Genomic DNA, 19453 nt, shown 5'->3' on the forward strand with positions numbered 1-19453 from the left:
CCTGGCCGAGTGGGGCGGCGCTGGGCGAGTTGCCGCCCTACGCATCCGCCCATTTCCTCAACAGGTTGTGATAAATCCCCGTCAGGGAAATGACCATCGGATCCTTCGCGCCTTTTTCCGCGGAAAGCGCCTGAATCTGCGTATCGAGCTGAAACAGCAGCGTGCGGTCGCCATCGTCGCGCACCATGCTCTGGATCCAGAAGAACGACGCGACGCGCTCGCCGCGCGTCACCGGCGTGACGTGATGCAGGCTCGACGCCGGATACAGCACGAGATCGCCGGCCGGCAGCTTCGCGCGATGCACGCCGTACGTATCTTCGACGCACAGCTCGCCGCCGTCGTACGCGTCCGGTTCCTCGAGAAACAGCGTCGCCGACAGATCGCTGCGCACGCGGAAATCCGTGCCGCGCAGCAGCCGGATCGCGTTGTCGACATGCGTGCCGAACATCTCGCCGCCTTCATAGCGATTGAACAGCGGCGGAAACACCTTCAGCGGCAGCGCCGCCGAAAAGAACAGCGCATGCCGGGCCAGCGCATCCTGGATCGCATCGCCGGCCGCGCGCGCGACCGGCGAACCTTCCGGCAACTGCCGGTTGCGTTTCGCGAGCGCCGACTGCGCGCCGGATGTCGCGTTGCCGTCGACCCAGTCGGCGGCATCCAGCATCTCGCGGCATTGCGAGACCTGTGCCTTGGTCAACACGCCGGGGATATGAAGCATCATGATTCGGATTCCATGCCGTGAGACGGCAACTGCATCGCCGCCGCGCGCAACGCATCGAGCGGCGACGACGCGAGATACGCGCGCATCTTCGCGACGAACGCGGGGGTAGCGGTGGCCGGCACGCGCGCGAGCCATACGAGGGCTTCGTCGACGCGCCCGCGCTCGGCGAGCAGCCGCGCATGGTTGAACTGGCCGCGAAAATCGCCGGCCTCGGCGGCGCGCCGATAGTGGTCGAACGCGGCGTCGGCATCGGCGGTCACGACCCAGCCGTCCTCGTAGAAGCCGCCGATCAGGTTGATCGATTTCGCATGGCCGAGCGCGGCCGCGCGGCGAAACCAGTCGAGCGCGGCGGCGCGATCCTCGTCGATGCCGTTGCCGAGCGCGAGCGCCGTCGCGTAGTTGTACATGCCCCAGTCGAGCCCGGCCTGCGCGGCGAGCCGATACCAGTACACGGCCACCGGCGCGCATGCCGCCGTCCCCCAGCCGAACTCGTAACAGCGGCCGAGCATGTTCATCGCCATCGGGTGACCGGCCCGCGCCGCGTGCCGGAACCAGCCGCATGCGGCGGCCGGATCGCGCGCGACGCCGTGCCCGTCGAGCAGGTACTGGCCGTAGACGGCCTGCGCGTCGACGATCCCGTTATCGGCGGCCGCCGCGACCCACGCGGCGGCGCGCTCGGGCGGCCCGGCCAGGATGTCGGCGAACGCGCGCGGCGACACCGACGCGAGCACCTTCAGCGAGACGGTTTCCATCGATCAGTAGCGCGCGTTCAGCGTGACGAACGCCGAGCGGCCCGGCGCGATCGACGCATAGTGCGCCGGATACGCCTGATCGAAGTACGTGCGGTTGAACAGGTTGTTCACGTTCAGCTGCAGGTCGAGCTTCTTGTTGATCCGGTATTGCGCCATCGCGTCGAAACGCCAGTACGACGGCACCGCGCGCAGGTTCGCGGGATCGCCGAACACTTCCGACATGTAGAACGCGCCGCCGCCGACAGTGAACTTCGGCGTCACGTCGTAGTTCGACCACATCGTCAGGCTGTGCTTCGGCGTATTCGGGAAGCGGTTGCCGTCATTCGCTGCATCCTTGCCGTTGTCGCGCAGCTCGCTCTTCATGTACGTATAGCCGCCGAACACCTGCCACTGCTTCGTGATCTGCCCGGCGACGCCGAGTTCGAGACCCTGCACGCGCTTGTTGCCGACCATCGCGTACTGGTTGTTCGGCAGCGTCACGCGCGCATTCGTCGTGTCGATCTGGAACAGCGCGGCGGTCAGCGACAGCTTGTCGTTCAGCACGTTCCACTTCGTGCCGAGCTCGATGCTGCGGTTCTTCTCGGGGGCCATCTGATCGGCGTTCGGGCCGACGCCCCCGCGGCCCGGCGTGAGCGACTGCGTTTCGCTGCCTTCGCCGAGCAGCATGCCGGCCGGCGTCGACGACGTCGCATACGACGCGTAGATGCTGCCGTTCTGCGCGGGCTTGAACACGAGGCCTGCCTGCCAGTTGAAGAGCGTGTCGTCGCGCGTGTAGGTCTTGCTGCCGTTGGCCTTGGTGTCGGTGAAGCGGGTCGAGTAATCGTCGACGCGCACGCCGGCGTTCACCTGCCAGCGCGGCGTGAGCTCGATCGTGTCGAAGCCGTAGATCGACTTGGTCGTGGTGCGTGCATGCGCATAGTCGTTGTTGCGCGTGACGGAGCCGGCCCACGGATCGTTCGGATCAGGCGACCACAGGCTCGTGCAGTTGTAGCCGGACGGCGCGCCGATGCCTTGCTGACAGATGGTGCCCTTGTCGGTCGCGACCGTGTACGAATCGCGCTTGCCCCATTCGCGCGTCAGCTCGATGCCGGTCGTGAAGCTGTGCTTGAACGGGCCGGTGCGGAATTCGCCGAACAGTTCGGTCAGGTTCGCGAGGCTGTTGATCGAGCTGTCGCGATTGTTGTTGCGGCGCCAGACACGGCCGTTGACCACGTTGCCCTGGCTGTCGTCGGGCTGCGTCCAGATGTAGTCCTGCGTCGATTCCGTGTAGCGCGTGGTGTTGCGCACCGTCAGATTCGACGTGATGTCGTGCTCGATCTTGATCGTGCTGATGTCCGACGTGGTCTTGCGGAAGTCGCGGTCGATCAGACCGTAGAAGTTGTGACGGTCGACGGGCGCCGGATAGATCGTGTCGACGTTCGCGGGCTTGTTCGACGTCGTGTAGACGTACGGAATGCCGCCGTCGGGCATGTCGTCGGTCGACAGGTGGTAGTAGCTCGCGGTCACGCGCGTCGGCGTGCCGAGGCCGAACGCGATCGACGGCGCGACGCCCCAGCGCTCGTTGTTGACGGCGTCGCGGCCGGCGACGTCGTTGTTGTGGCTCATCAGGTTCAGGCGGAACGCGGCGTGATCGGCGAACTGCCAGTTGCCGTCGGCGGTGAAGCGGCGGTAGCGGTCGGTGCCGAGGCCCGCGCTCGCGGCGGCCGTCGTGCCGAGGTGCGGCGCCTTCGTGATGAGGTTGATGCTGCCGCCCGCGCCGCCGCGCCCGCCGTACGCGCCGTCGGAGCCCTTGGTGATCTCGACGCGCTCGGTGTTGAAGATCTCGCGCGTGGTCGCGCCCGTGTCGCGCATCCCGTCGACGAACATGCTGCCCTGCGTGTCGTAGCCACGGATGAACGGGCGGTCACCGAGCGGGTTGCCGCCTTCGCCGGCGCCGAACGTGATGCCGGGCACGGTGCGCAGCGCTTCGGTCAGCGTCGCCGCGCCGCTGCTCTGGATCAGTTCCTGCGGGATCACGGTTACCGACTTCGGCGTGTCGACGAGCGGCGCGGTGAATTTCGCGGATGCGGAAAAGTCGGCCTTGTAGCTGTGCTCGGCCTTGCCCTGGACCTCGATCGGCGCGAGATGGCCTTCGGTGCCGACCGGGGCGGATGGCGGCGTGCCGTCGGCGAACGCAGGGCTCGCGGCGAGCACGCTGCACAGGGTGGTGAATTTGCCGAGCTTCTGCTCGTCAGGACGGGACTTCATGATGCGCTTCGACCTCGCAGTATGGCCCCGGGAACGACGCGCTACGGAAATGTGCATGCCGCCGGGAATTATTACGATTTGTTTTCAGGTGGCATTCTATGTAATTTCTTTTTAAATGAGAAGCGTTCGCGTTCTCATTTGTGGGAGGAATGTTGGCGAATGTGGCGGAGGGCTGCCGAGCGCGTGCGGGGTTGCGGCGATGGCCGAATGGCCGAGTGGGAAAGGCGAGGCGGGCGATTTACAGTGATCGGGTCTTCACTCGTCCAAAATGACAGCAAGGTGATAATATGACTGCATTGAAAGCAAATGTAGTGAGGCGCATCATGCCTGTGATCACTGTTAGAAACCTGCCCGACGAGGTGCATCGCGCGCTTCGAATCCGTGCCGCACAACATGGCCGCAGTACCGAGGCCGAGGTGCGCGATATCCTCGAGCAGGCCGTTCGGCCCGGCGGACGTCCCAGGCTGGGAACGCTGCTGGCGGAGATCGGGCGAGAGGCTGGCGGCATCGATCTCGAGGTTCAGCGCGATCAATCGCCAACCGATCCGATGAGCTTCGAATGATTCTGGTCGATACCAACGTCATTTCGGAGCCGCTGCGACGCGAACCGAGCGCGGCCGTGATCGAATGGCTCGACGCGCAAAACGTCGAGACGCTGTTTCTTGCCGCGATCAGTCTGGCCGAGATGCGATTCGGCGTGGCCGCGTTGCCGGAGGGGCGCAGGCGAGACTGGCTGCACCAAAACATCGAGCAACGCGTCGTGCCGTTGTTTCGCGGGCGGATTCTGCCGTTCGACGATGCGGCCAGTGACGCATATGCGAGCCTACGCGCGAAGGCGCGCGCCCTGGGGCACACGATGGCGCCTGCCGATGGCTTCATCGCTGCAACCGCCGCAGCCAACGGGTTGATCGTGGCCACGCGCGACGTCGCACAGTTCGAAGCAGCGGGCCTGCGCGTGATCGATCCGTGGGCTCGCTAACTTCCGGCCGGTCGCCTCGATATCACCCGCGCCGAAAATGAAAACGCGCCGTGCAAGGCGGCGCGTCGTGCGTTGCTTCGGCGCGCGGCGCTCGATCTTCAGCAATCTCGAGTCTGGCCGCGCAACCCCGGATGCGGGTCAATCGATTCCGTGAAACACCGCATCCTCCGGCCCGAGGTACGCCGGCGGGCGCCACGTCGCATCGCGCATCGAATGCTGGACGAGATTCTCGACGCCGAGCAGCACCGCGAAGATCGCCATCCGCACCGGAATGCCGTTGTCGGTCTGCCGGAAGATCGCGAGTCGCGGATCGCGGTTCAAGTCGACCGACAGGTCGTTCGCGCCGGGCCGGCTGTCGCGCGGCAGCGGGTGCATGATCAGCGTGTCGGGCTTGCAGACGGAGTCGACGAGCGCCTGGTTGATCTGGAAATCCGGCGTATAGCCCTCGAACGACTCGTCGGTGAAGCGCTCCTTCTGGATCCGCGTCGCATAGACGACGTCCGCGCCGCGCAGCCCGCCCGCGAGGTCGTTCGTCTGCTCGATCACGTGGCCGTTCGTCGCGATCTGGTCGATGATGTACGCGGGCATTTCGAGCGTCGGCGGCGACACGAGCGTGAACTTCAGCCCGCGGTACAGCGCGAGCAGCTTGACGAGCGAATGCACGGTACGGCCGTATTTCAGGTCGCCGACGAGCGCGATATGCGCGCCGTCGACGATCTTGCCGAGCCGCGAGAACTCGCGCTGGATCGTATAGAGATCGAGGAGTGCCTGGCTCGGGTGCTCGCCCGGGCCGTCGCCGCCGTTGATCACCGGCAGGTTGGTCGCGCGCGCGAATTCGGCAACCGAGCCTTTCTCCGGGTGGCGGATCACGAGTGCGTCGACGTAGCCGGCCATCACGCGGCTCGTGTCGTAGATCGATTCGCCCTTGGCCATCGACGAGAACGTGAAGCCGGTCGTGTCGCACACCGAGCCGCCGAGCCGGCAAAAGGCCGCGCCGAACGACACGCGCGTACGCGTGCTGGCTTCGAAGAACAGGTTGCCGAGCACCGCGCCCTCGAGCACGCGCGAGATCTTGTGGCGGCGCGCGATCGGCTGCATCACGTCGGCGACGCGGAACAGCGCCTCGACCGAGTCGCGCGAGAACTGGTCCACCGAGATCAACTGCGGCTTGCCTTCGAACAGGAATTGCTTTGCGAGCTCCTGTTTGTCTACGCTTTGCGTATAGTCTCCGCCGTCCGGTGCCGAGCGCTCGACGATTTCCGACACGAAGCGTTCGACGATCTCGGGCATCCCGCGCGATTCCTGCGAGTCGTCGGGCAACAGCCACGTGTCGAGCGCGCGGCGGCTCACGCCGATGCGGTTCGCGAACGCTTCGCGGGTCATGTTGAGGCGGCGCATCGCGTCGCGCAGGAAGGCTTGCTGGGGAACGGTCATCGGCGGCACCTGATGAGAAATATACGCGGTGCGTATATTAGTTCGCGTGCCGACGAAGTCAAGGAAAATCTGTGCGGCCGGCCGTGTCGTGCGAGGGCACTGGCGCGGTCGGCACTGGCGCACGGCGGCCGTCTCCGTATAATCAGGTCAGGCCCCGTGTCCTGCACGCCGCAGGGCACCACGCCGCATACGATTCGCCCGGTCGGGCATGTTGACTCGAAGGAGAATGAGCATGACGCGTACGATTGCTGCAGTGCTGCTGGTGGTGACCGCCGCGCTCGCCGGTTGCAATACCGTTGCAGGCGTGGGGCAGGACATTTCGAAGGGTGGCCAGGCAATCAGCGATACGGCTGAGAAGGCCAAATAAGCTGCCGGGTTCCGGAATGCAGAAGGCGCCGGGCCGTCCCGCGATTGCGGGGCGGCCCGGCGCCTTTTTCACGGTGCGTGGTGCGTGGTGTGCGGTATCAGGCGGTTTCCACGAACGCGTAACGGCCCTCGACCTTGCGCGGCGTGAACCAGCCGAAGTCGGGGAACAGCCGGTTGCGGACGAACCAGACGTAGCCGACCAGGATGACGGTCACCCCGAGGGTAGGCAGCGCGGCCGACGGATCGCGGCCGAGATCGGCGATGGTCTTCGGTACCTGCAGCAGCGACAGAATGATGAACGCGTGATATGCGCCGACGCGATGGGTCGCGAAGCCCCAGATGAACAGCAGCGCCAGCGGCACCGTCAGTGCGAGGAACAGCACCGCGGCGCCGATGCTGAGTGTGTCCACCAGGATGAGATAGGCGAGTGCGACGCTGATCACCAACTGCGCGATGCCGAGCCCGATCAGGACCCGTGTATGCACCTTGTTCTTCCTGCACAGCTCAGGGTCGGGGCGCGACGCGATCAGGCGCGCGAGCACGCGATCCTTGAGGCCCTGTCCGGCCAGTTCGGCCAGCACGTCGGCTTTCCTCGCACCCGCGGACAGCAGCGCCGCGATTCTCGTTTTGGCTTCCTTCTTGTTCATGGTGATGCGAATTATTGTTCGGTGGTTGTCGAATGGCCCGGCCACGCGAATATTGCATCTTGTGCGACGGTGCGCAACGATTTTGCCGCGGGCGGACACATTCCTACAGTCGCCGCGCACGCGGATCAATCGGTAGCAGTCGACGTGGATGCCGCTGGGCGCGCTGGCGACCTCGACCGTGAGTCCGTTGCGCGTGCCGGCGGCTCGCGCCGCCGCGTCGCGCCCACCAGCATTCCCGCGACGACGAGCGCGATGCCGAGGAGTCGCGTGCCGCCCAGGGTCTCGCCGAACAGTGCGACCGCGAACAGCACGGCCGAGACCGGCGCAACCGCCGTGAACAGCGCGGCTTCGGTGCCGCTCGTGCGCGCCGAACCCGCATACCAGCACAGATAACCGAGCACGGTCGGCACCAGCGCGTAGTACACGATCGCCGACACCGCGCCGATATTCCAGTTCGTCGCCAGCGCGTGCCATTCGAACGCGGCCGGCACCAGTGCGAGCACGAAGCCGAGGCCCGACATCGCCGTCGACAGCGTGAGCGGCGGCAACGGCGCTGACAGCCGCCGGTTCAGCAGGATGAACACCGCCTCGCATGCGACGGCCGCCAGCACCAGCGCGTCGCCGGCGAGCGTTCGGAGCGACGGCATGGCCTGGCCGGGCGCGAACGTGACCAGCAGCACGCCGGCGGTGGCGAGCGCGGCCGCGCTCCAGTCGCGCCGCGTCTGCCGCTCGCGCAGCACGACCGCCGCGATCAGCGTCGACATCGCCGGCAGCGTGCCGAGCATCACGCCCGCATCGATGGGCGACGACAGCTTCGTGCCGCTGATCAGCAGCACCGTATAGCCGACCCCGCCCGCCGCAGCCTGGACGACCAGCAGCACGGCGTCGCGTGCGGAGAGCCGCGGCCATCGCAGCCGCTGCGCCCGCATCAGCGCGAACAGCAGCGGGGTTGCGATCAGGAAGCGCAGCGCGGTGGCGGCGAACGGCGGCAGGCCGCCGGCCGCGAGGCGGCTCGCGATGACGGTGCTGCCGACGCCCGCCATCGCGGCGGCGAGATAGAGATAGCCGATCAGTCGTGTTTTCATGTGCCGCATGGTCGCGTGCGGCGGCGCGGGCGTCTTGAACGAAATTGCAGCGGCGCCGGCGAGCGGAGCGGGTGAACGGAAGGGTATTGCGCTCGGTGTCTCCGGATGACCGGTGGCGCTGCCATCGAGCGCCATCGTTGTTGCCGAACGGCGGCGATCGACGACGTCGCGCCACGGCGGCGGTCGTGCCGGGACCGCGAGGTCCGTCAGCCGGCCTGCGTGAATCGTCCCGGCGTGATCCCGAACTGGCGTGCGAACGCGCGCGTCAGGTGGCTCTGGTCGGCAAAACCGGCTTCGGCCGCGGCATCCGCGATCGGCCGGCCGCTCGCGAGCAGTGCCCGCGCCAGCCGCGTGCGCGACTGCACCAGATACGCGTGCGGCGTGATGCCGAGTTCACGCGCGAACCCGCGCAGCAGCTGGAAGCGGCTCACGCCGCTCAGGCCGGCGAGTTCGGCCAGCGAGACGGGTGCGGCGGGCGCCGCATCGAGCCGCTCGCGGGCCACGCGGATCGCCGGCGCGACGCCGGCGGCCGGCAGCGCCCGGTTCGAATGCCGCGCAAGCAGCCCGGCGACCAGGGTCACGAGCGCCTCGTCGCGGGCGAGCGGCATGGTATCTCCTGCGACGATTCGAGCATGCAACCGGCCGAACGCGGCCGCGAGCCGCGCGTCGCGCACCGCCGGATGCGCGAGCTCGACGCCGCCGACGCCTTCTTCCGCCGCGACGCCCGCGACCAGCGCCGGCGCGAGGTACAGCATCCGCCAGCGCCGCGCCGTGCCCGTCCCGATCGGCATGCCGTCGTGCATTTCGCCCGGATTGACCATGATCGCGTCGCCGGCCAGCGCGTCGACCTGTCCGCGGCCGCTCCAGGACCGGTGCGCGCCGCTGACGATCACGCCGACCCCGAATTCGTCGTGCGCGTGCCGCGGAAACGTGCGGTCGGACTCGAGGCTGATCGCCTCGATGCCTTCATCGGTCCGTCGGTAGTGGGTGACACGGTGCATGGGGGCTCCTCGCGCCGGCCGCGGCGCGGATCACGTGCACTGTAGCGCGTTCCGGCGCCGCGCGCCCTTCATCCTTTTGGCCGATACCGTGCGGCGCGCGCAGCCCGCACCATGTGCACATGAGCAGCGTACACGGCCCGCCGGGCCTGAAGCTGCGCGGGAGACGGCAGGTGGAACGACAGGATCCGGTATTCATTCAGGTTGGCGCGCTCGCGGACGGCTTTGCACCGGACGCGAACATCCTCACGCCCGTGAACGCGCTCGTCGGGCGGTCCCTGGCCCTTGGCGACGCAACGGGCGCATGGCGCGTCTATACGTTCGAGGCGGGTGCGCTGCAATGGCGCGATGCGGCGACCGACGCGGGCGGCCATGCGCCGTGCCGCGTCACGCGGCTGCGCGACGACCTGTACTTCGTCGACTACATCGATCCGGTGGCGCGCGCGACGTCGGTGAGCCTCGTGATCGACGTCGGCAGCGGCGTGTGGACGTCGGTGATCGGCACGCTGCCGACCGAGGGCGACACGCATGTCGACGCGTTCACGCGCGTTACGCGCGGGTTGCCGCTGACTGGCGTCGACGCGGCATTCCGGCACGGCACGCTCGGCGGCCATGCGCAGCCGGGCCCGCTGCATGGGCCCACGCGCGAACTGATCGGCAAGCGGACGATGTATCGCTACAGCCCGACCGAATGCTACGAGCACATCTACCTGAACGAGAACTTCTACGCATGGCAGTGCCTGCAGGGCGTAGAAGGCGGGCTGGCGGACGTGGATCGCTGCCATTACTTCAGGATTGCCGATGAACTGTATCTGTTCGTGTGGCGCGAAAAGGTGGTGCCGACGCTCGGCGTCGTGCTGATCGATCTCGCTCAACGCAAGACGGACGGCAAGATCTTCGGCTATCAGGGCGGCGACTTCGGCACGTTGTCGAACTTCCCGATCGGCGCGCATGCGCAGGTGCTGAACGAAACCGTGCATCCGCTCGGCGGCGAGGCGCAGCGATGAGCGCCGTGCCGGGCAGCGCCCGCCTGCGTGCGGATTTCAGCGGACGCGTCGTGCTGGTCACGGGCGCCGCGCAGGGGATCGGCGCGGCAATCGCGCGCCGTTTCGCGGAATCCGATGCGTTCGTCGCGCTCGCCGATCTCAACGGCGATGCCGCTGCCGCGCAGGCCGACGCGCTCGCCAGTGCGGGCGGCGACGCGCGCGCGTATCGCGTCGACGCCGCTAGCCGCGACGAACTCGGCGCGCTCGTCGCGGCGGTCGAGCGCGACGGCGGCCGGCTCGACGTCGTCGTTCACAACGCCGCGTACTTCCCGCTGACCCCGTTTGCGCAGATCGACGAGCCGATGCTCGAGCGCACGCTGTCGGTCAACCTGTCGGCGCTGTTCTGGCTCGCGCAGGCCGCGCTGCCGGCATTCGAGCGTGCGGGAGCGGGGCGGCTGCTCGTCACGTCGTCGGTGACCGGGCCGCGCGTCGTCTATCCGGGGCTCGCGCACTACGCGGCGTCGAAGGCCGGCGTGAACGGCTTCATCCGCGCGGCGGCGCTCGAACTCGCGCGTCGCAACGTGACGGTCAACGGCGTCGAGCCGGGGATGATCCGCACGCCGGCCGCCGGCAATCTCGGCGATGCGTCGGTCGCCGCGCAGATCGCGCGCGACATTCCGCTCGCGCGGATGGGCGAGCCGGAGGACATCGCGAACGCGATGCTGTTTCTCGCGTCGGCCGATGCGGCGTACATCACCGGGCAGACGATCGTCGTCGACGGCGGCGCGACGCTGCCGGAGAGCGGGGCCGTGCTGGGCGACGGATAAGCGGCGCGTGCGCGATCGTGCGATCGCGGCCGTCGAATGTGCCGGCCGCGGTGTCGTCGGCCAAGCCGCGCACCGTCGCGCCTACAGCCAGCCGTTGCGGATGAACTCCACGATCGAGTATCGGCGGGGTTCGAGTTCGTGCTGCCGGACGGTCTCGACGATCCGCGACACGCCGTCCGCGTAAGGCGACGCGCCGTACACGCGCGATTCCAACTGCAGGCTGCATGCGCCATCCTCGATGCGGATCCGGTGGAACGCATGGCGGCCGAGCTGATCGTCGGGAATCTGCAGGGCGTCGCGCTGTTCGTCGGGGTCGCGCACGGAGCGGATGTCCTGCGCCGGCACGCCGAGTGCCTGACCGATGCCGACCGCGGTGCCCGGCACGGACGTCTTGCTGGCCTGGTGCGACTCCGTCACGCTGATGCGGCAGTCGCGAAACAGATGGCCGCTGGTTTCCAGCATGCTCATGAACTTCAGCATCAGGATGTTCGTATTCGGACAAAGCACGACGGGAAAGTCGTGCGATCCGGTTTCGAGCTCGGAGCCGGTGGACAGCTCGACGAGCGGCGAGCCCGTTGCGCGGCAGAATTCGATCGCGGCAGGCAGCTCGCGCCCGGATCCGGCGTGCACGACGATCGAACGCGTCTCGGTGCGTGCGGGGTCCGACCAGGCCGTCACGCGACAGGTTGCGGGGTCGAGCCGGTGCGAGCCGAGCAGTTCGGTTGCCAGCTTGCCGGTGCCAACGACGAGTACTTGCATGGGATAGACGGGTTGAGGTTCGGGTTTCGTTACGGAAACGACGCGGGCCGTTCAAGGACCCGGCGCGATCACGGGGCACCGCGCGGCGCACCGTGTTCGCGCATTATGCCCGGCCGTCGGCCGTCGGCCGTCCACCGTCCGCCTTCCCCCGCCCACCGTCTGCCGCCCGCCGCCCGCCGCCTGTCGCCTGTCGCCTGTCGCCTAACGCCTACCTCCTGCCGTCCACCGTCATGCGCGGTGCGCGCCTTCACGGCTGCGGATCAACCGAGCGGCTGCGTTGGCGGTGACGCATTGATCGCCGTGCGCGCGCAAGCATGAACGGCGCTACGCTGTCGAAACGCTGGCCACGCGCGTCCGTGTCGGTACCGGCATCGCCCCGAACCACGTATCATCCAACCCCCCCCCCGACCCAGGAGAGCACATCGATGGAACACGACCTGAAAGGCAAGGCAGTCGCGATCACCGGCGGATTCGGCCATCTCGGCGTCGCCACGGCCGCCTGGCTCGGCCAGCGCGGCGCGCGCGTCGCGCTGATCGGCCGCGGCGCGGCGCCGGACGCGCAGGCGTTGCCCGGCGTGCCGGCCGATGCGCTGCGCATCGGCGGCATCGACCTCGTCGATCCGCAGGCGGCCGCGCGCGCCCTTGAAGCGGTGAATCGCGAATTCGGCCGGGTCGATGCGCTGCTGAACATCGCGGGCGCGTTCGTCTGGCAGACGATCGCCGACGGCGACGCGGCCACGTGGGACCGCATGTACGAACTGAACGTGAAGACGGCATTGAACGCGTCGAAGGCCGCGCTGCCGTATCTGGTGACGAGCCCGGCCGGCCGCATCGTCAACATCGGCGCGGGCGCGGCGTTCAAGGCGGGCGCCGGGATGGGCGCCTATGCAGCTGCGAAGGCGGGCGTCGCGCGGCTCACCGAGGCGCTGGCGGCGGAACTGCTCGATCGCGGCGTGACTGTGAACGCGCTGCTGCCGAGCATCATCGACACGCCGCCGAACCGTGCGGACATGCCGGATGCGGATTTCACGCGCTGGGTCCGGCCCGAGCAGCTTGCGGCGACGATCGGATTCCTGCTGTCGACCGACGCGCAGGCGATCACCGGCGCATCGATTCCGGTGAGCGGTCGCGTGGCGTAGCAGGGAGCGGGTGATCGCACTCGAGTGCGACGTCAGGGCATGCGAAATCGCGCACGCGGGATTTCCACGATCGCCGCGATTTCGATCGGATCCGGCCGTCGCCCTGGACCCCGGCCATCGAGAAGGCGCCGAACGGCGCCCGTCGTTCCGGCGGATTCACGGCTTCGGCCATGGCGCGGCTCCTGTCCGTGGGGTGGATGCGCTGCTGCGCCCGGTGCGTGCCTGCATGCCGCCGACCATCACCGTATACTGGGCGTTCGACACCATATGACTGAAGCCGTGACCAAGCCTGCCTCCGCGGATACGCTCGCCGACGATCCGCGTCCGACCCCGCCCGAACAACCCGAACTGGAAGACTGCTGCAACAGCGGCTGCTCGCCGTGCGTGTTCGACCTGTACGACGAAGCGCTGGCGCGCTATCGCGTCGAGCTGGCCGAATGGGAAGCACGGCACGCGCAACTCAAGCATCACCAGTGAGCCCGCCGCCGGCAAGCGGGCGCGCATGCCGCGATTCGCTGCCGGGGCGCGCTTCCCTGGCCGGCGTCGTCACGCGATGGCCCGCCCCCGCCGATGCATCGGCCCCAATGCGGCCGACAACGCGACGCACGCCAGCAGCACGGCCGCCAGCGCCCACATCGCCGTCCTGAACCCCTGCACGTAGTCGAGCGCACGCGGCTGCGCGCCGAGCCGCGCGAAGAACAGCCCGCCCAGCGTCGCGGCGCCGACGGCCGCGCCGATCTGCAGCATCGCGGTGACCATGCCGGATGCGACCCCGGCGCGCGCCGCGTCGACTTCCGCGAGCACGATCCGCACGACCGACGGCAGCACGAGGCCTTGCCCGATGCCGATCGCCGCGATCCCCGCGTAAAAGCCCGGGCCGGGCGCATGATCGCCGGCCAGCGCGGCGGCGGTCGCGACGCCGGCCGCGAGCATCGCGAAGCCGAGCGTGAGCACGCGATAGCCGCCGAACCGCTCGACGAGACGCGGCATCAGCAGCGGGCTCGCGAGAAAGCCGATGCCGAGCGGCAGGATCGCGAGCCCCGACGCGAGCGGCGACCAGTTCAGGCAGCCTTGCAGATAGATGCCGTAGCTCAGGAAGAACGCGCTCAGCATGTAGAACAGGAACGCGAGCGTGAGCCCGAGCGCGACGACCGGATTGCGCAGCAGGCGCACGTCGAGCAGCGGATCACGGCCGCCGGCGAGCCGGCGCGCTTCGACCGCCAGCAGCGCGCCGAGCATCGGCAGCGCACCGACGACGCACGCGATCATCCACAGCGGCCAGCCCGCCTCGCGTCCGTGCGTGAGCGGATAGACGAGCATCAGCAGGAACAGCGACAGCAGCACCGTGCCGGGCACGTCGATGCGCTGGCCGCGCGGCGGCCGGCTTTCCGGGATGAAGCGCCAGCTGCCGAGCAGCGCGAGGATGCCGATCGGCACGTTGACCAGGAAGATCGCGCGCCAGCCGAGCCCGAACGGATGCAGGTCGATCAGCGCGCCGCCGCCGAGCTGGCCGATCACGGCCGCGAGGCCGAACACGAAACCGTAGAAGCCCATCACGCGCACCTGCTCCTGCGGGCTGAACACGCTGCGGATCGTCGCGAGCACCTGCGGCGCGAGGATCGCGGCGAACAGGCCCTGCAGCACGCGGCCGCCGACCAGCACCGCGCCGCTGCCGGCGAGCCCGCACAGCGCCGATGCGACGACGAACCCGGCCATCCCGATCATGAACATCCGCTTGCGGCCGTACAGGTCGCCGAGACGCCCGCCGGTGATCTGCACGACCGCGTTCGCGCACGCGTAGGCCGACACGACGAGCTGCAGCTCGGCCGGCCGCGCGCCGATGCCGTCGCGGATGGCCGGAAGCGCGAGATTCACGATGAAGTAGTCGAGCGGCGGCAGAATGGCGCCGACCAGCAGGACCACGAGCGCCCAGCCGTGATGGCTGCGCGGCGGTGCCGCGGCAGCCGCGCCGGCCGGCGCGCAACGGGCGAGGGTGTTGTCGGTCATGAAAGGAAATCCGGAAGAATGGTGGCCGCAACGCATGCCGAATCCCGTGGAAACGGGTTCGGCGGGCCGTTGAACCGATATTCTGCGGACCGCCGATGAATCGGAAAAGCGGGAATTGGTGGTAGCATCCATCGGGTTATTCGATGGATGGAGGGTGCGATGCGCGGTTTCGACCTGGATCAGTTACGCACGTTCGCGGCGGTGGCGGATGCGGGCAGCCTAACGGCGGCCGCGCCGCTGCTGCATCTGTCACAGTCGACGGTCAGCGAGCAGGTGCGCAAGCTCGAGTCGCGCGCCGGCGTGCCACTGTTCGTGCGCAGCAAGCGCGGCGTCGAGCCGACGCCGGCCGGCGCGCGCCTGCTGCAGCATGCGCGGCGCATCGTCGCGCTGAACGAGGCCGCGTTCGACGAAGTGCGCGGACAGGCGATCAAGGGCGAATTGCGCGTCGCGATCACCGACTACTACCGGACGCATGAAGTCGCGGGCCTGCTCGCGCGGTTGCGGGAGTGCTACCCGCAACTGAGCCTGCACGTGAGCGCGATGAAGAGCGCGGAGATCGAAGCTGCCCATGCGCGCGGGCAGATCGATCTCGGCGTCGTGATGAACCTGTCGAGCGGCCCGTTCCGGCCCGCGTCGGCCGATACGCGCTGGGTGCTGCGGCGCGAGCCGCTGTCGTGGGTCACGTCGCCCGCGCTCGCCGAGCAGTTGCCCGAGCCGTTGCCGCTCGTGCTGCTGCCGGACGACTGCATGATGCATCAGATCGCGGTGCGCTCGCTCGACGAGCAGCACGCGCCGTACGTGCTCGTGCACAGCGCGTCGGGCGTCGCGGGGCTGCAGTCGATGCTGGCGGCGGGGCTCGGCGTCGGCTGCCTGTGCGCGTCGGCGATCGGCGAGGGCCTCGTGCGGCTCGGCGCGAAATACCGGCTGCCGACGCTGCCCGACGCGGTGTTCTCGCTGACGCCGCCGATGCCGGGCGAGCGCGAGACGGTCACGCAGGCGCGCGAGGTGCTGTCGCGGCAGTTGCTGATGTGAAGCATGAAGCACGCATGCGCGTCGGCGCAGCGGCACGTATTCGACGGGAGTCGGTACCGATGAAAATATCGAGAGATTTCGGGATCGTCGTTCGACGCGCGGCGCTGGTCGAGAAAGAGGTCGACCTGTCCGCGCTCATGCGCGAATTCAATTTCGCCGACTGTTTCGACGAGTCGGACCGGCTGGTGTCGCTCGGCCCGTTCTTCGGCGGCGACGCCGCCGATGCGTGCATGAGATCGCTCGAACGGCGCGGGCTGGTCTACTTCGACGATTTCTTCATCGTCGAGGAAACGTATCCCGGTTGGTGCGAGCTGGAAGCGTTCTGAACGTTGCGTAGCAGGGGGCGATACGCATGAACGACGAACTGAAAAGCGAGATGGCCGCGCGGTTGGCGCACGCGCTCGAGCGGGTGATCGACGAGCGCTCGCTGATCCGTTTCCTGCGCGTGCTCGGCCATGACTGGCACAAGGAGCGCCAGCTCGAGGCCGACTTGCCGCCGGCGCCGTATGCGGCCGCCGCGCTCGGCTGGGAAAATCGCTCGATCGGCGAGTACCTGGAGGCGATGGTCGACTGGGCCGAGGCGTCCGAGGAGGGGCTGCGCTGCTACGACCTGCCCGACAACCCGTGGCGGCGCATGGCCGACATCCTGTTCGCCGGCAAGATCCACGAATAGCGCGCGCCGCGGCGATTCGCGCGTGCGGCGGGCGGGAACGGCCTAGTCGGCCGTCCCTTCGGCATACGCACGCAGCCCGTTCGCCAGCGCATCGAACACGGCCCGGCAACGCGGGCTCGTCCGCAGATCCTCGTGCATGACCATCCAGGTTTCCAGTTTCGTCGCGGGCCCGTCCGGCAGCACGCGCACGAGCCGTGCATCGCGCTGCGCGAGCCGGTTCTGGCAGAAGCCGATCCCGTAGCCCGCGCGAATCATCGCGAGCTGCGCGAGATTGCTGTCGGTGCGCAGCGCGAACGCATCGCGGTTCCACAGCGGCATCCCGCGCCCCGCCGCGCGGATGAACGGCGTGACCGTATCGAAGCCGATCAGCGCGTGATGGGCGAGTTCGTCCGTCGATGACGGCGTACCGTTGCGCGCCAGGTAGTCGTCGCGCGCATGCAGCCCGACTTCCAGCGCGCCGATGCGCCGCGCGACGAGCGCCTCCTGCGCGGGCGGCGCCATCCGCACCGCGATGTCGGCCTCGCGATTCAGGACGTCCTGGATGCGGTCGGTCGGCACCAGTTCGATCACGAGCCCCGGATGGTCGCGCCGCAACTGCGCGAGCATCGGCGGCAGCACCTCGACCGCGATCACGTCGCTGGCCGAGATCCGCACGGTGCCGCGCACGCCCGCGCCGTGGCTCGCGGCCGCGCGCTCGAACGCGGCCGCCGCGCTGCGCAGCGCCTCGGCATGGCCGCGCAGCGCCAGGGCCGCCTCGGTCGGCAGCAGCCCCGACGGCGAGCGCGTGAACAGCGTCTGGCCGAACGCGGCTTCGAGCGCCGCGACGTGGCGGCCGGCCGTCGGCTGTGTGATGCCGAGCGCGCGCGCCGCGCCCGACAGCGAGCCTTCCGTCAGCACGGCGAGGAAGGTGCGGTAGCGTTCCCAGTTCAGATCGATGGCCATGCATAAATGTATAGCCGATGCATCGGGTTAGGCAATTCCTTGTTAGGCGGCCTCGCGCCAGAATGGGTGCTGACAACGGTTCATTCACGGAGAACGGCAATGACGGCGAACGCAGGCGGGACGCAACGACAGGCACTCGTGCTCGGCGCGAGCGGAGGTATCGGCGGCGAGGTCGCGCGTCAGTTGCGCGATGCCGGCTGGCAGGTGCGCGCGCTCAAGCGCGGGCTCGACGCCGAGACGGTGGAGCGCGACGGGATCGCGTGGCTGCGCGGCGACGCGCTCGACCGCGAGGCGGTGGTTCGCGCGGCGCGCGGCTGCAGCGTGATCGTGCATGCGGTGAATCCGCCCGGCTACCGGAACTGGTCGACGCAGGTGCTGCCGATGCTCGACAACACGATCGCGGCGGCGACGCTGGCGCAGGCGACCGTCGTGCTGCCGGGGACGGTCTACAACTATGGCCCCGACGCGTTTCCGGTGCTGCGCGAAGAGGCGCCGCAGCATCCGGTGACGCGCAAGGGCGCGATCCGCGTCGAGATGGAGCGGCGGTTGCAGGCGGCGACCGCGCAGGGCGTCCGGACGATCATCGTGCGGGCCGGCGATTTCTTCGGGGAGCACGCGGGCAACAACTGGTTCGGGCAGGCGCTCGTCAAGGCCGGGCGGCCCGTCGCGGCCATCAGCGTGCCGGGCCGGCCGGGCGTCGGCCATCAATGGGCGTACCTGCCGGACGTCGCGCGCACGATGGTCGAGCTGCTCGAGCGGCGCGACACGCTGGCGCCGTTCGCGCGCTTCCACTTCGGCGGTCACTGGGACGCGGACGGCACGCAGATGGCGCAGGCCGTGCGCCGCGTCGCGCAGCGGCACGGGATGCGGCCGACGGTGCGGCGTTTCCCGTGGTGGCTCGTGTGGGTCGCGGCGCCGTTCGTCACGACGATGCGCGAGATGCTCGAGATGCGCTATCTGTGGCGCGAGCCGCTCCGGATGGACAACGCGCGGGTGACGGCGGTGCTGGGCCGCGAGCCGGTGACGCCGCTCGATACGGCGGTGGAGGCGACGCTGGCCGGGCTGGGCTGCTTGCGATGACGGCGAGCGCTGAAGGCGGGTGACGGGGCCGCGTGCGGGCGGGTTCTTTATTGCCTGCGCACCTGCCACCACCTTTACGCGACAACCGGCAATACCTCGACCTCGTACCGATGCCGCAGGCTGCGCCCGAGCACCGGATCGTGGAGTTCCATCTCGAACGCGTCGCCGTCGCCCATCGCCGCGATCGCGCCGTGTACGGCGACCGTGCCGCCGAACATCGCGCAGCGCGCGGGCATCGTGCGCCGGTCGTCGAAGCGGTGCCACAGCGCGGCGGGCGCAAGCAGCCCGCTGACCGCGCCGTGCTGATACGCGATGCGGCTGCCGCCGGGTTTGATCCGCCACGAACGCATCTCGATCGCATCCCAATGATCGGCGACGTCCGCATGACGCCACGCGTCGCGGCCGAGCGGTTTCGCGCACACCTGTTTCGACACCGCGACGCCGTACGCCTCGACTTCCCGATCCGTATGATCGGAGCCGACCGTCACCAGCGTGCCGACCGGGCTGTCGATCAGCACGCACTCGATCTCGCCGCCCGAGCGTGCGCCGAGCACGCCGATCGACGGCGCCTGCGTGAGCAGCGCGGACGACACGCGATAGAAACACGGCGTGGCCGACGGCGGCGCGACGCCGAGCGCCGCGAGTTCGTCGATGTGTGCGCGGATCGCGTCCGGATCGCGCCCGGCCCAGCCGGCGATCACGACACGTTCGATCTCGACGTCGACCTGGGCGGGCGCGCCTTGCAGGGACATCACGTTGAACGACAGGGCTTGCATGCG

22 protein-coding genes and 1 pseudogene are annotated in these 19453 nt (G+C 68.8%); 11 read left to right on the plus strand and 12 right to left on the minus strand.

The window, feature by feature from the left end:
* Positions 1–37: 37 nt before the first annotated feature.
* From U5A56_RS11890 to U5A56_RS11900, 3 genes are read right to left on the minus strand one after another with little or no spacing between them, the layout of a single operon-like run.
* Entirely contained in the window at positions 38–721 is a 684-nt protein-coding gene (locus tag U5A56_RS11890; RefSeq protein WP_321922464.1) for a Fe2+-dependent dioxygenase, read from the minus strand.
* Positions 718–1473: a tetratricopeptide repeat protein gene (locus U5A56_RS11895; RefSeq protein ID WP_321922466.1), complete on the minus strand. Its 756-nt coding sequence runs from the start codon at positions 1471–1473 to the stop codon at positions 718–720. The genes U5A56_RS11890 and U5A56_RS11895 overlap by 4 nt, the downstream gene beginning before the upstream one ends.
* Before the next feature lie 3 nt (positions 1474–1476).
* The gene (locus U5A56_RS11900; protein ID WP_321922468.1) at positions 1477–3720 is read right to left on the minus strand and encodes a TonB-dependent siderophore receptor; all 2244 of its coding nucleotides are present in this window, start codon (positions 3718–3720) and stop codon (positions 1477–1479) included.
* Between the two features lie 323 nt (positions 3721–4043).
* Here U5A56_RS11900 and U5A56_RS11905 point away from each other — a divergent pair, with 323 nt between their 5' ends.
* The gene (locus U5A56_RS11905; RefSeq protein WP_044846718.1) at positions 4044–4283 is read left to right on the plus strand and encodes a FitA-like ribbon-helix-helix domain-containing protein; all 240 of its coding nucleotides are present in this window, start codon (positions 4044–4046) and stop codon (positions 4281–4283) included.
* A complete protein-coding gene (locus tag U5A56_RS11910; protein WP_321922469.1) occupies positions 4280–4699 on the plus strand; it encodes a type II toxin-antitoxin system VapC family toxin in 420 nt (139 codons plus the stop codon). The genes U5A56_RS11905 and U5A56_RS11910 overlap by 4 nt, the downstream gene beginning before the upstream one ends.
* A 138-nt stretch (positions 4700–4837) precedes the next feature.
* Here the strand turns inward: U5A56_RS11910 and U5A56_RS11915 are convergent, their stop codons facing one another.
* Entirely contained in the window at positions 4838–6133 is a 1296-nt protein-coding gene (locus tag U5A56_RS11915; protein WP_044846652.1) for an aspartate carbamoyltransferase, read from the minus strand.
* Positions 6134–6365: 232 nt separating this feature from the next.
* Between U5A56_RS11915 and U5A56_RS11920 the strand changes: the two genes are divergently transcribed.
* Positions 6366–6500 (plus strand): entericidin A/B family lipoprotein, encoded by a 135-nt coding sequence (locus U5A56_RS11920; RefSeq protein WP_006752948.1) that lies wholly within the window; start codon positions 6366–6368, stop codon positions 6498–6500.
* 97 nt (positions 6501–6597) lie between these two features.
* On the opposite strand, the gene U5A56_RS11925 is transcribed toward U5A56_RS11920, so the two are convergent.
* The 3 genes from U5A56_RS11925 to U5A56_RS11935 all read right to left on the minus strand — a co-directional run bounded on the left by U5A56_RS11925 (position 6598) and on the right by U5A56_RS11935 (position 9232).
* Positions 6598–7146: a permease gene (locus U5A56_RS11925; protein WP_321922637.1), complete on the minus strand. Its 549-nt coding sequence runs from the start codon at positions 7144–7146 to the stop codon at positions 6598–6600.
* Positions 7147–7271: 125 nt separating this feature from the next.
* Positions 7272–8231: a DMT family transporter gene (locus tag U5A56_RS11930; protein WP_321922472.1), complete on the minus strand. Its 960-nt coding sequence runs from the start codon at positions 8229–8231 to the stop codon at positions 7272–7274.
* A 206-nt stretch (positions 8232–8437) separates the two neighbouring features.
* Positions 8438–9232: an AraC family transcriptional regulator gene (locus tag U5A56_RS11935; RefSeq protein ID WP_321798962.1), complete on the minus strand. Its 795-nt coding sequence runs from the start codon at positions 9230–9232 to the stop codon at positions 8438–8440.
* 170 nt (positions 9233–9402) lie between these two features.
* On the opposite strand from U5A56_RS11935, the gene U5A56_RS11940 reads away from it, so the two are divergent.
* Positions 9403–10236, plus strand: coding sequence for a molybdenum cofactor biosynthesis F family protein (locus U5A56_RS11940; protein ID WP_321922639.1), 834 nt, complete (start codon positions 9403–9405; stop codon positions 10234–10236).
* Positions 10233–11042 (plus strand): SDR family oxidoreductase, encoded by an 810-nt coding sequence (locus U5A56_RS11945; RefSeq protein WP_321922473.1) that lies wholly within the window; start codon positions 10233–10235, stop codon positions 11040–11042. Before U5A56_RS11940 ends, U5A56_RS11945 begins: the two co-directional genes overlap by 4 nt.
* Before the next feature lie 81 nt (positions 11043–11123).
* Here the strand turns inward: U5A56_RS11945 and U5A56_RS11950 are convergent, their stop codons facing one another.
* Positions 11124–11801, minus strand: coding sequence for a dihydrodipicolinate reductase (locus tag U5A56_RS11950; protein WP_321922474.1), 678 nt, complete (start codon positions 11799–11801; stop codon positions 11124–11126).
* A gap of 425 nt (positions 11802–12226) precedes the next feature.
* On the opposite strand from U5A56_RS11950, the gene U5A56_RS11955 reads away from it, so the two are divergent.
* Positions 12227–12940: an SDR family NAD(P)-dependent oxidoreductase gene (locus tag U5A56_RS11955; RefSeq protein ID WP_321798965.1), complete on the plus strand. Its 714-nt coding sequence runs from the start codon at positions 12227–12229 to the stop codon at positions 12938–12940.
* An 88-nt stretch (positions 12941–13028) separates the two neighbouring features.
* Here the strand turns inward: U5A56_RS11955 and U5A56_RS11960 are convergent.
* Positions 13029–13112: pseudogene (locus tag U5A56_RS11960) on the minus strand (RidA family protein); the annotation flags it as partial.
* A 95-nt stretch (positions 13113–13207) separates the two neighbouring features.
* Between U5A56_RS11960 and U5A56_RS11965 the strand changes: the two are divergent.
* On the plus strand, positions 13208–13417 hold the full coding sequence (locus tag U5A56_RS11965) for an oxidoreductase-like domain-containing protein (protein WP_321798967.1): 210 nt from the start codon (positions 13208–13210) through the stop codon (positions 13415–13417).
* A 69-nt stretch (positions 13418–13486) separates the two neighbouring features.
* Here U5A56_RS11965 and U5A56_RS11970 read toward each other — a convergent pair whose 3' ends face one another.
* Entirely contained in the window at positions 13487–14947 is a 1461-nt protein-coding gene (locus U5A56_RS11970) for an MFS transporter (RefSeq protein ID WP_321798969.1), read from the minus strand.
* 159 nt (positions 14948–15106) lie between these two features.
* Here U5A56_RS11970 and U5A56_RS11975 point away from each other — a divergent pair, with 159 nt between their 5' ends.
* From U5A56_RS11975 to U5A56_RS11985, 3 genes are read left to right on the plus strand one after another with little or no spacing between them, the layout of a single operon-like run.
* Positions 15107–15979 (plus strand): LysR family transcriptional regulator, encoded by an 873-nt coding sequence (locus U5A56_RS11975; RefSeq protein ID WP_044846723.1) that lies wholly within the window; start codon positions 15107–15109, stop codon positions 15977–15979.
* Between the two features lie 59 nt (positions 15980–16038).
* Positions 16039–16305 carry a hypothetical protein gene (locus U5A56_RS11980; RefSeq protein ID WP_321922475.1) on the plus strand — a complete coding sequence of 89 codons (267 nt, stop codon included), beginning with the start codon at positions 16039–16041 and terminating at the stop codon, positions 16303–16305.
* 26 nt (positions 16306–16331) lie between these two features.
* Positions 16332–16652 carry a hypothetical protein gene (locus U5A56_RS11985; protein ID WP_124489058.1) on the plus strand — a complete coding sequence of 107 codons (321 nt, stop codon included), beginning with the start codon at positions 16332–16334 and terminating at the stop codon, positions 16650–16652.
* Positions 16653–16694: 42 nt separating this feature from the next.
* On the opposite strand, the gene U5A56_RS11990 is transcribed toward U5A56_RS11985, so the two are convergent.
* Entirely contained in the window at positions 16695–17594 is a 900-nt protein-coding gene (locus U5A56_RS11990; protein ID WP_124489057.1) for a LysR family transcriptional regulator, read from the minus strand.
* Between the two features lie 99 nt (positions 17595–17693).
* Here U5A56_RS11990 and U5A56_RS11995 point away from each other — a divergent pair, with 99 nt between their 5' ends.
* Complete coding sequence (locus tag U5A56_RS11995) at positions 17694–18674, plus strand: NAD-dependent epimerase/dehydratase family protein (RefSeq protein WP_321922478.1); 981 nt, start codon at positions 17694–17696, stop codon at positions 18672–18674.
* A 74-nt stretch (positions 18675–18748) separates the two neighbouring features.
* Here the strand turns inward: U5A56_RS11995 and U5A56_RS12000 are convergent, their stop codons facing one another.
* Entirely contained in the window at positions 18749–19450 is a 702-nt protein-coding gene (locus U5A56_RS12000) for a DUF2848 domain-containing protein (protein ID WP_321922480.1), read from the minus strand.
* Positions 19451–19453: the final 3 nt, after the last annotated feature.

This window comes from Burkholderia sp. BCC1998 (assembly GCF_905339875.1).
GTDB lineage: Bacteria > Pseudomonadota > Gammaproteobacteria > Burkholderiales > Burkholderiaceae > Burkholderia.